This is a genomic window from Streptomyces sp. A 4/2 (assembly GCF_940670765.1).
Lineage (GTDB): Bacteria > Actinomycetota > Actinomycetes > Streptomycetales > Streptomycetaceae > Streptomyces.
The window spans coordinates 18,744-30,136 of record NZ_CALNVW010000048.1; the positions used below are offsets into that span (position 1 = coordinate 18,744).

Annotated in this window: 9 protein-coding genes and 1 pseudogene; 4 read left to right on the forward strand and 6 right to left on the reverse strand. The window is 72.6% G+C overall.

Annotated features, from left to right (window positions below):
* Positions 1 to 90 precede the first annotated feature (90 nt).
* Positions 91 to 852, forward strand: coding sequence for a hypothetical protein (locus tag NBY69_RS31770; RefSeq protein ID WP_250305407.1), 762 nt, complete (start codon positions 91 to 93; stop codon positions 850 to 852).
* Positions 853 to 1,062: 210 nt separating this feature from the next.
* On the opposite strand, the gene NBY69_RS31775 is transcribed toward NBY69_RS31770, so the two are convergent.
* Complete coding sequence (locus NBY69_RS31775; protein ID WP_250305408.1) at positions 1,063 to 2,829, reverse strand: hypothetical protein; 1,767 nt, start codon at positions 2,827 to 2,829, stop codon at positions 1,063 to 1,065.
* The gene (locus NBY69_RS31780) at positions 2,816 to 5,506 is read right to left on the reverse strand and encodes a hypothetical protein (protein ID WP_250305409.1); all 2,691 of its coding nucleotides are present in this window, start codon (positions 5,504 to 5,506) and stop codon (positions 2,816 to 2,818) included. The genes NBY69_RS31775 and NBY69_RS31780 overlap by 14 nt, the downstream gene beginning before the upstream one ends.
* Positions 5,507 to 6,006: 500 nt before the next feature.
* Here NBY69_RS31780 and NBY69_RS31785 point away from each other — a divergent pair, with 500 nt between their 5' ends.
* Positions 6,007 to 7,440, forward strand: a complete 1,434-nt coding sequence (locus NBY69_RS31785) for a hypothetical protein (protein ID WP_250305410.1) — start codon at positions 6,007 to 6,009, stop codon at positions 7,438 to 7,440.
* Between the two features lie 47 nt (positions 7,441 to 7,487).
* Here the strand turns inward: NBY69_RS31785 and NBY69_RS31790 are convergent, their stop codons facing one another.
* On the reverse strand, positions 7,488 to 9,134 hold the full coding sequence (locus tag NBY69_RS31790; protein WP_250305411.1) for a hypothetical protein: 1,647 nt from the start codon (positions 9,132 to 9,134) through the stop codon (positions 7,488 to 7,490).
* Between the two features lie 126 nt (positions 9,135 to 9,260).
* On the opposite strand from NBY69_RS31790, the gene NBY69_RS31795 reads away from it, so the two are divergent.
* Positions 9,261 to 9,401, forward strand: a complete 141-nt coding sequence (locus NBY69_RS31795; protein WP_284349850.1) for a phosphoribosyltransferase family protein — start codon at positions 9,261 to 9,263, stop codon at positions 9,399 to 9,401.
* Positions 9,402 to 9,641: 240 nt separating this feature from the next.
* The gene (locus NBY69_RS31800) at positions 9,642 to 9,818 is read left to right on the forward strand and encodes a hypothetical protein (protein ID WP_250305412.1); all 177 of its coding nucleotides are present in this window, start codon (positions 9,642 to 9,644) and stop codon (positions 9,816 to 9,818) included.
* A gap of 58 nt (positions 9,819 to 9,876) precedes the next feature.
* Here NBY69_RS31800 and NBY69_RS31805 read toward each other — a convergent pair whose 3' ends face one another.
* From NBY69_RS31805 to NBY69_RS31815, 3 genes and pseudogenes are all read right to left on the reverse strand, one after another.
* Positions 9,877 to 10,419 (reverse strand): hypothetical protein, encoded by a 543-nt coding sequence (locus NBY69_RS31805; RefSeq protein ID WP_250305413.1) that lies wholly within the window; start codon positions 10,417 to 10,419, stop codon positions 9,877 to 9,879.
* Positions 10,420 to 10,482: 63 nt separating this feature from the next.
* Positions 10,483 to 11,037 (reverse strand): hypothetical protein, encoded by a 555-nt coding sequence (locus tag NBY69_RS31810; RefSeq protein WP_250305414.1) that lies wholly within the window; start codon positions 11,035 to 11,037, stop codon positions 10,483 to 10,485.
* Positions 11,038 to 11,073: 36 nt separating this feature from the next.
* Positions 11,074 to 11,393, reverse strand: a pseudogene (locus NBY69_RS31815) (hypothetical protein); the annotation flags it as partial.

Consider the following 11,393-nt stretch of genomic DNA (forward strand, 5'->3'; position numbering starts at 1 on the left):
CAGTGGCCCCGCTACCTGGCCGCGGACGGGATCGCCTACGGGGAGGCGGCATGGCCCCAGCAGTGGCCGTCTGCCTCGCTCGAGGAACGGATGGCACTCCTCACCGCGGACGAACCGGACCCGCTGACGGTCTGGCAGAACGCCGACACCGTCTACGCGGACGCGCCCATGTGCGACATGGTCACAGCCGCCGCCCAGACCTTCCCCCGTCAGCACGTCCGGCGCGACGAGTTCCTGGCCCCCATCGGCGTCCTCCTCTTCGCCAAGCCCGTCCCGTCGGCCGCCTTCGAGTGGTCACGCCCCGACCAGCCGCCCGTCAGTGCCATCACCTGGGCCAGCAGCGACACCGGCATCAACGCCTTCACCTGGATCCGGCAGCCGCCCGGCGCCTACGAGATCAACGGCGTCACGGTCCAACTCACCGCGCTCTACCCCCACCTCGCCTACATCGTGCCGTGGGACGCCCCCGCGGACGCGGGCACACACGGCGTCTCCATGCTGCGAGCCCTCTCCGCGCTCGCCAGACAGCCTCTGACCCGCGAGGACTCCCCGAAGATCCACCAGTCCGTACGCGCCGTCGCCCGCAGCGCCAAGATCCGCCAGGAGAGCTTCCGGCGCATCTCCCTCCGCCGTCCCGAGGCCGCCGCTCACGAACTCTCCGCCGCACGCGCCGCCGCCGAAGGCCGCACGCTGGCCGGCCACTGGGTCCGCGGTCACTGGCGCAACCACTACTACGCCAGCGTCGACGAGCACCAGCCCATCTGGATCGAAGGCTTTCCCCGCGGAGACTTCACCCGCCCCGCGCCTGCCGGAGACCGTCTGCTGGTGGCCCGCGGAGACCGCGCGGTGTGAGCAGTGATCGGCCCGACGACGAGTACGGACGACAGGCGAGGCCGAGGCCGCCCGAGGCGGTGCGCCGGCCGCGGCCCGGACGCCCCACGCCGGGCAACCGTCTAACGGAGTGAAGCACGACCACGCGTTACGCCCCTTCCGTCGGCCCTGGGCTCGCTGCCGCCGTCGGCTCCACCACGCCTGAGCCGGACCGGGTACGGTTTGGCGGGATCACCACCGGCGCGGCGGCGTGTAGGGCTCCCACATCGGGGCCTCGCGCTGGCCGCACCGCTCGCGGTCTCCGGTCATGGCGACGATCCGGTGCACCGGGACCTGGATCGGCCGGTGGCCGTGCTGCGGAGTGAAGGTGAGCACGCGTCGGCGTGCGTCCCAGCCGGTCAGCAGGCCGTACAGGCTCACCAGCGCCTTGTCGGTGCGCGGCCCGGCCTCGACGTCCAGGCGCACGACCATCCAGGAGTAGTGGTGGTCGGCCAGGTCCTGCAACTGAGCCGCGGCCGGGCCGGTCGCGGTGTCGTCCGGGACCCACGCCCACACCCCGTCGCCGAACGCGTTCCGCCACTGCCGCCGGGCATCGCGTTCGCGCTGCTGCGCCCAGTGGGTGTCGGAGATGTCGGGGCGGGCAGCGCGTTGGTCGGCGCGTGCCGAGCGGACCTGCGCCGAGGCCTGCGGCCGTTTCCCGTCCGCGGCGACATCCTCGGGCAGGTACGGGTACACGGTGCGCAGCATTACGCACGCGGCCGCCTCGGCTGCTGCGTGCGCGATCTCCAGCGCTGCGGTGCCGAGGGCGTCGCCGGCGGTCAGCACCGTGGTCTGACCCCAGCGCGACCGGTCTTCGTGCGCGACGGCGTGCTCGACCGCGTACCGGGGCACCGCCAGCACCACGGCGTGCCGCTTCCGGGTCCGCCCGTACGCCTCCTCGCGGAGCCCGGCGGGCACCGCCGGCCCTATCTGCCGGAACTGCGCGAGGTAGGCGAGGTCGCCGCGGTGGGTCAGCGGCCAGTCGGCCACCATCAGCAGCTGCTCGTCCTCGCCGACCGCGCGCTGGGTGGCGAACTCCTCCTCCAGCCGCCCGCACCACCGCTCCACGAACGCGGCCCACAGATGCCGGTACTCCTGCTGCGCCCACTCGGCCGGGCTGGAGCAGGAGCCGACCGGGGTGAGCGCGGGGGAGGGCAGCGCGGACACGTCGACGACCCGCTGCCGCCCCCACCGCTCGAACAGCGCCCGCCGGGCGAGATCCTGGGCCTGGACGGCGCATCGTCCCTGCTCGCGGGCGTGCGCCCACGACAGGCGGACGCAGTCCCACACCCCGACCTCCGTCCACCGCCGGTCCCCGCCGGCGGCCCGCTCCAGCATCCGGGCCTGCTCGTGCACGGCCGTCTCGCGGCCGACCGCGTCCAGCGCCGCGCCGACCGTCACGCTCGCCACCGCTGGCGGCGCCGCCTCCCGGTACGCGGCCAGCTGCTCCTCGGCCCGCTCCAGCACCTGCGACCAGCCGGCCATGGCCTTCCACGCCTGCGCGCCGAACTCGTCGACCGAAAGCACCGGCCGTAGCAGCTCCCGTACCCGGGCGTCGTCCGTGCGCGGCGAGCGGTCCAGCGCGACGGCGTACCCGAGCCACGTCCGCGCCCGGGCGTCCTCGCGCAGCGAGCCGACGAACAGGTCCGCCGCCACCGTGAGCGAGCACGCCCGCCACAGGGCGACCACCGCGTCCGGCAGCAGTCCGGGCAGCCGTCCCGCGCAGCGGGCGCAGACCTGGTCCAGCACGTCCAGCAGCACCAGGTCTGTCGGCTCGCCCGCCGCACGCGCGGCATGCTGGCAGTGCTCCGACCACTGCTTCTTCTCGGTGGGGACGTGCCACTTCCCGCCCCCGCCCGAGCGCACCAGGCCCACCACGGCCTCGGTCACCGCCGGGAGCGCCATCCCCAGCCGCTCCAGGTCGGCGCGCGCCAGCACATCGAGGTCACGCCGGGCCATCGGCTCCCCGCTCCTCCAGCTCGTCCTCGTCGCCGTGCCGACGGCCGTGGAACATCATCGAGGTTCCGCCTTCGGGCAGGTACCAGCCGTCCGCGGCCATGTACGGCGGGATGTAGGCCGGGTTGGTGTCGGTGTTCAGGGGCGAGTCGGCGTCGGTGACATCGCGGATCACCCGGCGCTGGACCTCCCGGAAGTCGTAGCCGTCGGGTCCGTCGACCTCCCAGGTGATGTCCCGCAGCGCGGCCCGGCCGTCCTCGGGCGTGCCGGCGGTCTCGACCATGGGATGGGCCTCGATCAGCCCCCCGTACAGGCATAGGACGATTAGGAGCTGGCAGACTCGCTCGGAGAACTCGCCGAAGCCGTACTCCTGCCCGCAACCGCATGACGGGTCGTGGGCGTGAACGGTGAGCTCCACCTCGTACGGCTTGCCCGTCAGCGCGTAGGCGGGAAGAGGCAGGCCCGGGCCGCTGGGGCAGGGGTGGGTGGTGTCGAACAGGTTGATCCAGACCTTGACGGACGTGGCCGCGAAGCCGGTGTACTCCGCTTCCAGGGCCTTCTCCAGGCGCTGGTGGGCCGCGTACGCCTTCTCGTCCACGCTCTTCCAGCCCTCGCCGAGCCGGTGCCCGGCCAGGTGTAGGAACCGGTCGGTCAGCAAGGACAGCTCCTCGGCGGTCGGGTGCGTCCCGTCCGCCGTACCGGATGCACCCGGGAGCGCGTCCGGTACGGCGGCGGCGTCCTGGTGGTCGGCGTCGTCGCGGGTCGGCCAGACCTGGGTGAGTTCCTCGCCGGGTTCGGCGCGGCGGACGAGCGCGAGGTCGGGCAGCGTCATCCCGAAGACGGAGTGGCCGTCCCACACGCTCAGCCAGGGCACGTCCACCGGGCCGGTGCTGCGCGGGTGGACGTCGGTGACCTCGACGCAGACCTGCACCGGCTCGGGGAACTGGGCGCCGGGCCCGTACCACAGGGCCAGGACCCGGGTGCGGGAGCCCAGATACTGCTGCGCCTGGCGCACCGCGTGCCGACCGTGATCCGAGGGGATCCACCAGCCGTCCCGGGTCCAGGCGTGGTCGGCGTCGACCATCAGGGGGCCGCCCGCGTCGTAGAGCGTTTCGGCGGCCTGCTGGCGGGCCTCGGCCCGAAGCGCCGCGCACGGCTCGCCGGCCGGGGCGGTGCTGCCCACGCCCTCGGCGTCCGGCTCGGTGACCGGCGCGCCGTCCCAGGCCGGGACGCCGGACGGGGTGAAGGGGAGCGTGCCCAGGATGACGGCGACCTGGTTCGCCCGGTCGATGCTGTGGCTGATCCGCGCGTCCGCACGGGTGGCGGCGGGACGCTCGTCGTCGTCCTGCGCTCCGTAGCGGCGCCGCGGGTCGTCGGGTTCCTCGTCCAGGCTGTGCCCGAGCAGCATCGGCAGCAGCTGGTACTCGAGGAGCTCGGTGAGGCCGCTCTCGACGTTGGAGGCGTCCCCGGTGACCGCGAACGGCTTCATGACCTGGCCGATGCCGTCGCTGAGGGAGTGGACGAGGTGGTAGGGGGTGCGATGCCGGTCCCGCTCGCAGGCCTGCGTGGTCAGGGCCACCGCGAAAGCGATCGCGGCCGGCCACAGCGCGTCCCTCCAACGCACGTCCGCCTCACGGCACATCGTCTTCGCCGCGGTGCGGGCGGTTGGGTCGTGGCGGTCGACGGCGTCGACGAGCGCGGCCAGGTTCGCGCCGGCGCCCAGGTGCCGGAACATCGGGTGGCGGTCCGCGGGCGCCGGCAGCCAGATCCAGGAGCGGGTCAGCGGCTCACCCCAGCGTTCCATCACGAACGGCCAGCCGCCGCGCTCCCGCAGCTCGCGGTCGAGCCGGCCGCGCAGGTTCGCCCCGCACACCAGCGCGAGGACGGCCGCGACCGCGTCCCATCCCGCCGGCGCGGACAAGTCCTCGTGCAGGAGCCGGTCAAGCCGGACGGCGAGGTACGGCAGATCGGTGCGGTAGCGCTGGTCGCCGTCGAAGATGCACGCGGGGCACACCGGCGTGGCGCTGGGCGAGTTGCCCAGGAGGTGGTGCTCGGGGTAGCGGTCACCGCAGATCGGGCACGGCGTGCTGGAGTGCTCCTCCATGCCCTGCACCCGGGCCAGCCGGGTCCGGCCGAGCTCGGAGTCCAGGCGCCGTGCGGTGGTGCGGACCGGCTCGGTGGAGCAGTCGGCGAGGCCGTCCTCGAAGTCGTCCACGGTGGCGTTCCCGGCCGGGCACATCGCCATCAGATAGAGCGGCTTGGCCAGATCGCTCTGCTCGGGGTCGTCCGGATCGCGTTCCTCGCCGTCGTCCTCGTCGTCGGCGCGCCCCACCGACAGGCTCAGCCCGGCGACGGGCCCGGCGTACGCGGTCAGGCCGAAGAACTCCAAGTCGGCCTCATCGCCCGCGCCCCAGCCCAGGCGGCGGAACTCCTCGACCAGGGCCTTCAGGTAGTCCTTCGCGAGGGACGGCCCCGGATCCGGCTCGACCGCGCCCCGCTCAGCGAGGAGGCGCACGGCCTCGGCGCGGCCGGCCTCGTCCAGAACCTCGGGCAGCAGCCCCTTCTCGGCGGCGTCGACGACGCGTTGCAGAGCGCGCTGGTAGCCCATCCGTGTCTGCGCGTTGAGGGCCTTGGCGATCTGCTGACGGTTGGTGGGGTGCGTGTTGTGCTTCGGTGACACGAGGGCTCCTGCGCGCTCAGGTCCGTGCCGTCCCACCACGACAGGAGCCAGAGCGCGTACAGGGGCGGTCACACGATGATTGGAAGCGCCAAGCATCACCACTGCATCACCCTCCAGCGGCAGCTGGATTCGCCACGGCCTGGAGGTGGGTCCGGGCAAGGCACGTCACGGTGAGGTGCGTTTCCCCTGATGCTACCGGGCAGCCAGCCAGCCAAGGACGCGGTACGCCAAGCCCGCCGTGGACAGCGACGGCGAGTCCGTGGGCGGGGCCGAGCATGCCAATCAGCATCGCGTGCCAACCGTAGGTCCGCCGGCCGCTCTGGCCGCTGGCGGAGCCGTGGGTAGGGTGGGCGCCACGGCCCGGGTCGCAGGCGCGCCGCACTGGATGTGATGTCCAACCGGCGGCGGCACAGGGACGCGTAGAAAGCCACCTTGGCGGAGTCGCGTCCCAGGGGAAATTGACGCGGGCCCACGCCCTGGGGGCGGCTACCGTGTCCACCATGAGCCCGTCCGGCCCGAGCGCCGCCCCGATCCCCCTGCACATCGTTGGCGAACCGCCGGCGCCCCCGGCCCCCGACGTGCTCGGCACGTCCGGCGGGCCGGGCCGCCAGCCTGCCCCGGCGGTGCGGCCGGGAGCGGTGGACTGGGCGGCGCTCGGGGTGGAGCCGCGCTGGAAGGACCAGGAGACGGGCGACTGCGCGGCCGTCCTGTCCCCCGTCTGCGGACCCGCCACCGGCCTTGAGCCCTACAAGCGCTACGCCGCGGGAGCCCGGCAGCGCGGTGAGACCGCCCTTGTCGTCGCCTGCATCGGCGCGGGCGAACGCCGCCACAACGTCTTCTCCGGCACCGTCGCTCCCGGCGTCCACCTGCCCCCCTACTACGGCTCGATCGCCGCCAACCCGCTCCCCGTCGGCGTGAGTCCCGAAATCGCCGACGGCCTGGACCACGCTGAACACGACCTCGGCACCCGACTGATCAACCGTCCCCCGGACACCTGGTTCCGCCTGACCTACCTCAAGGACTCCAGCTCCTCGCGCCCCGGAGTGGCCAGGATGTGGCCGCCGCCGGGGGAGGGGGAGCTGCGCCCGATCCTGGTCGACGGCCTCGGCGCCCCGGTGGCGGGGGTGTGGGTGCCGGCGGGCGGCGGTGCCCGGTGGTTCGTGGTTCCCCATGGCACCGACCAGCGGCTCCTGGTGGAGTGGCTGGTCCAGCACGCACTGCCCGCGTACGCGCCCGGTGCACTGACCCGCGCCCGCTCGCCTCTGCTGCGCGACCCGGAGTTCGCCACCGACGCCGAAGCCCGGCTGGTCGAGACGATCGCCGAGGAGCAGAGCGCCCACGAGCGGCGGCAGACCGAGCTGCAGCAGCAGCTCACCGAGCTGCGGGCCGTGGCCGATCCGCTGCGCGACGGCCTGCTGTTCGGCACCGGCCGCCCGCTGGAGGATGCGGTGCACGACGTCCTCGTGGCGGCCGGCGCCGCGGTGACCCGCCTCGACGACGTGTACGGCACCAAGTCGGCGGACCTGCTGGCCGAGTACGACGGCCGTCGAGTCCTGGTTGAGGTGAAGTCGGCGAACAACCGAGCAGCGCAGAGCCTGCCCGACAAACTGCTCAAGCACCTGAACACCTGGCCCGGTCTGACCGGGACCGAGCCTGTTGACGGCGGCGTCCTGGTGGTCAACCACCAGATCAAGCTCCCACCCGCGCAGCGGGACACCGAGGTCTACACCGACCGCGCGTTCGCCGACGCGCTGACCGTGCCGGTGATCGGCAGCGCCCACCTGTTCGACTGGTGGCGCCGCGAAGACTGGGATGCCGTGAGACACGCCGTCTTCGGCGACACCGGCGGCGCGCAGCCTCCCGAGATCGCCGTGCCAGATGCCGATCCGAAGACGTCCGGGCGGCCCGGCCTGCTCTCGCGCCTGCGCCGGTAGCCAGCAGTCGCACCGGTCAACGAGCCGCACCGCGAGGGTGGGACGGGTCAGCTGGCAGCCCACCTGATCCAGGACTCCTCCGAGGCGAAGGCGTCCGCCGGAATTCCGGCGCGTTCCCAAGCCCCGGGGTAAACCTCGGCGTAGCGGCGGCTGTAGACCACGGCGAGGGCGGGTGGGTAAAGCAACCACAGTGCCGGGACGGCGTCGAGGTCCAGCGTGGTGTACGGCTTGCCGGGGTGGGTGAGGCGGCCGCGCAGGATCCCTTTGCTGTGCAGGCCGGCCCACACCTGTGAGGTCAGCTGGGGGGCGTCGCGCGCGGCGTCGTCGCCGCAGACCGCGTACGGCGTCAGCTGCCGCGGCAGGACGGTGGCCTCGACCCAGGCGTACAGGCAACGCAGGCCAAGGACGCGCCACAGGTGCAGGCGGTGGGTGCCGTCCATGTGCGAGGTATGCAGCGGTCCGGCGGGCCCGGCCAGGCGCCGGAGCTGAACTGGCGCGGATCCAATCATGGATTCACGTAGCAGCGCGGGGACATCGTCACAGGCCAGCCACTCGCGGATCGCGTTCGGGATCCAGACCGAGCCAGCCCGCTCGCCGTCTCGGGCGATCGTCCCCCAGGCCTCCGAGTCGGCGGTGCGCACGACCGTCGCGGGGTCGACCCAGATGTAGCCGCCCGCCAGCACGTGCAGCTCTTCCTCCAGGCCGTCGGGGTCGGGCATCAAGTCGGGCAGCTGCGCCGCCGCCGTGTTCAGCGCGACGCAGCGCTCGGCGAAGAAGGCGGTGACGTCCGCAGGCGCGAGACGCTCGCGCAGCTCCCGGAGACCGGCGGCGACCAGGTCGGCGTGGCCGCCTCGTCCATAGTCGTCGTAGGCAAGGTCGATGAGTTCGGGGTCCCAGGGCGAGGGCGCCAACTGGCGCTCCTCGTGGGTCAGGGCCAGCTGCGCCGGCAGCAGGGAGGGGCGTCCGTCGGGGTAGCACACCTCGGGCACGGACGGCGGGCAGCTCCACTGAGCCAGTTCCGCTTCGAAGGCGGCGGGCAGTACAGCTTGGGCGCGGACACGTACCCCCTGCTCCGAGAGGGCCTCGAAGGCGCGGCTCGGGCCGACGGCGACGGTCCAGCGCGTGGTCGCGGGCAAGCGCTCGCGGGCCGAGGCCAGGCGTTGCGCGAAGGCCGACTCGGCGGCCAGGATCTCCCCGCGGATGCGCGCCGCGACGAGTTCCGCGACGGAGGGCGGACGGTCGCCGGGGAGCGCGTCACGGTCCACCGGCAGGCCTGCCCGGATCTCACGCAGCACAGCGGCGGCGTCGTCGAGATCCCAGGTCACACGGCGGGCTCCGGCGACCAGCTCTGCGGTGTCCAGGTGCTCGCTGTCCAATGCCGTCAGCCACCTGGACACGTAGCCCTGCAGGGCCCGCAGGTTGTGCAGTGCCCGCAGCCGACCGTCGGCATCCACCGACGGAACGCGCAGTTCATTCCGCATGCCGGGGTCCGCCCCGGAGGCGACCGCGATGTCGACCGCGTGCAGCAGCCGCTCGAAGTCGCCGGCCTGCGCCAGCCAGTCCTCAACCGCAGCCGCACCGTGAGCCAGCCTCCACCGCCGCCAGTGCGGTATCCGGTCAACGCCGGCCGCCGTCCGGCAGCTGCTGCGGGGCTCGGCGGCGCACCGGGGGCACGGCCAGTTCCTGGTGCTCATGGGCAAGATCGTAAGGGGCGCGGGCAGTGTGCTGTACGTCGCTCGCAGCGCCCGGGGGGCTCTTGATCGGCGGCTGTCGAAGCGCGGTGAACAGCTGCCATCGCCTGGACCGGCGACCGGACCGCGATTGAGGGCGCCACCATCCTGCTCGTCGACGATGTCCTCACTTCCGGCTCCCAGCTCCAGCACGTCGCAAGGCGCCTGATCGCCTCCGGTGCCGCCGAGGCCCGCGGCCTGGTCCTCGCCCGTGTGCCCTGGGGTAACTGATATGTCGAGCAGCGCCTCCTCGATCCGAGGCAGGGGGCGCCGATGAGCAGACGGCGCCCGCCGGGCGACCGTTTCCGCTTTGATCTCCAGCCGCCCTCCGGGCTGCCTCAACCTCCGGTCGCCGCGCTTCCCTTCCACATGCGCCGAGCCGCGCCCCGTCCCCGTGGCGCTGTCACCCCCACGGGCTAGGCTGGCGCCTCGGCCGCACCACAAGCAACTCGTCCTCCCGAAGGGAATCCCATGGAGAAGCCCCTCGTCATCGTCCGAGACGAAGCCTGGGAGCTGCTGGAGTCCGGGAACGTCGAAATCGCTCTGGAAGGAAAGGCCGACCACCGCCGCATGAGCAAGGAGGAGATCCTGGATCGTCTCGTCCGCCAGACCCGGCACGGAAAGCCGGAGCTCCCCTTCACCAGCTAGAGCGCCTCACAGCCGACGGGGCCCTGAACGCCGCCCACACCGGTCCGGATCGGTAGTCTCACCGGCTTCGGGCTGGCCGGCCGACCCACACCTCGTGCGTCGCCGCGACGAAGTCGTTCTCTCGGAGGCGGCCTCGCAGAATCCCGACGCGGGTCCGCCCCTCCAGCACATGCAAGCCGCTCGTCGACGGGTCGAGCAGCCTGCGGTCGAGCAGAAGCGGCGGCCGCTTCCAGGTCCCGTGGTCCCTCCACTTCTCCGGGACGCCGACGTGGATGCCTGAGCTGCGCACGCTGATGTAGTGGCCTGGGTGGAGGGCGAACTGCTCGATGCAGCCCGCCTCGGACGGGCCAGTTGGCATCGTGCTCAGTTCTGCGGCGGTGACCGTTTCGAGCGTCCACACGATCGAGGTGAGGTCGACGTTCCTGTAATCGCGCTGGAAGGGACCATGGTCACCGTGGTCGTACAGGAACTGCTCGACCACGTCGGCCGGCCACCGGAGGGAGGCGACCATCGGATCGACGCGGAAGTCGTCAAAGCTGAGGCCGAGCCCATAGTCGGCCCGGCGGCGGCGCATCAAGTCGCGGAGATCGGCTAGCTTCACCGTCCCACCGTAGGGCCCGCACGCTGTGCCGCCCTCGCCGTTCGCCCTGGGCTTTGATGATCGTCAGAGCGTCTGGACGAGCGGGGTCAGGACGCCGAGTTGTTGCCCTTCTGGCGCGCCATGCGGGACACCGTCCGCGCCCAGGAACAGGTAGAAGTACTGCGTTGTCAGCGGCTTCGACGTCGAGGTCCCGCCCTTGGCGGTGCCACTCAGGACTCCTGCGGAGTAAACGTGCGGCAGCCACCCGGAGCCCACGATCGCCTCGACCCACGCCTTCGCCTCCTTCAGATCAACGGGGAGGCGAGTGCGGAACGTCTGGTGATGCGAGGCGAACGAGAGCGCAAGCACAGCCCCCTCCTGGCCTGACCCCCCAAGGAGCATGGCCTGGTCGGTGATGTCCCCAACGACGCTGAGGACAGCATTCTGGGCGGTCACCGAGGGCACCGGCCCAAAACGGCGTGGCATCACTCGCCCCTCCGACCGCAGCTGCTCCAGCACGGCTTTGGGCAGTACGGAGACCAGACCGCTATCGGCCGGCTCCGTAGAGAACAGGCTCCGGCGAAAGAGCCGGAGCTCATCCTCATGTTCACGGAGCACAGTACGAATATCGACATCCATAGTGCATACAGTACAAGTCTTCCAATATGTAATGAATCATCCACCTGAGGTCAGGGCTTCGGACCTTCCCGCCCGGACGAGATCGAAGGTGCCGTTGGCCTCCCGACCCGTGGTGACCGCCCCGTCGCCTGTCCGCCGGGCCCCCGCCCCGCCCCGCCTGTCCGCCGCCCCGCCCTGCCCCGGCCGCCCCGCGCTGCCGCCCGCCGTCTTCGTCCGGCCGTCGGGTCGCTCGCCGCCGTCCGCCCGGCCCGCCGCCCCGGCCCGGCCCGCCCCGGCCGGGTGGCGGGGGGAGTGATCTCTCTCGGCCTCCGGCCGCCCGGCCCGCCGGGCCCCCGCGCCGCCGCCTCCGGCCACCC

Excerpts from the sequence above, each read along its gene's own strand:
- NBY69_RS31770 (WP_250305407.1), top strand. The coding sequence starts at position 91 with ATGGCACTCCTCACCGCGGACGAACCGGACCCGCTGACGGTCTGGCAG.
- NBY69_RS31775 (WP_250305408.1), bottom strand. The coding sequence starts at position 2,829 with ATGGCCCGGCGTGACCTCGATGTGCTGGCGCGCGCCGACCTGGAGCGG.
- NBY69_RS31785 (WP_250305410.1), top strand. The coding sequence starts at position 6,007 with ATGAGCCCGTCCGGCCCGAGCGCCGCCCCGATCCCCCTGCACATCGTT.
- NBY69_RS31790 (WP_250305411.1), bottom strand. The coding sequence starts at position 9,134 with ATGAGCACCAGGAACTGGCCGTGCCCCCGGTGCGCCGCCGAGCCCCGC.
- NBY69_RS31800 (WP_250305412.1), top strand. The coding sequence starts at position 9,642 with ATGGAGAAGCCCCTCGTCATCGTCCGAGACGAAGCCTGGGAGCTGCTG.
- NBY69_RS31810 (WP_250305414.1), bottom strand. The coding sequence starts at position 11,037 with ATGGATGTCGATATTCGTACTGTGCTCCGTGAACATGAGGATGAGCTC.